We start from the raw sequence: 261 nt of genomic DNA, 5'->3' as shown, positions 1-261 counted from the left end.
GCCGCCGCGATTTCCTCACGCGACGGCTTGGTGCGCACCGACATGTAGCCGCTGGTCCGGCCATTGCGCACCACCGGCGTGGCATTGGCGCGCACCCAATAATGGTCGCCATTCTTGCGGCGATTCTTCACCAGTGCCGTCCACGGCTGGCCAGCCTTGAGCGTCGCCCACATGGCGGCGAACGCCTCGGGCGGCATGTCGGGGTGGCGCACCCTGTTGTGCGGCTGGCCTTCGATCTCTTCACGCGAAAAGCCGCTCACC

At 67.0% G+C, this 261-nt stretch carries 1 protein-coding gene; it reads right to left on the bottom strand.

Features of this window, described 5'->3' with window-relative positions; translation table 11 throughout:
- Positions 1-260, bottom strand: a 260-nt coding sequence (locus RVY79_RS20175; protein ID WP_317466356.1) for a PAS domain-containing protein, incomplete at its 3' end; no start/stop codon positions are given.
- Position 261 lies beyond the last annotated feature (1 nt).

Origin of the sequence: Chromohalobacter sp. HP20-39, assembly GCF_033052815.1 — a bacterium.
Taxonomy (GTDB): Bacteria; Pseudomonadota; Gammaproteobacteria; order Pseudomonadales; family Halomonadaceae; genus Chromohalobacter.
This window is presented reverse-complemented; position numbering and strand designations above follow the sequence as displayed.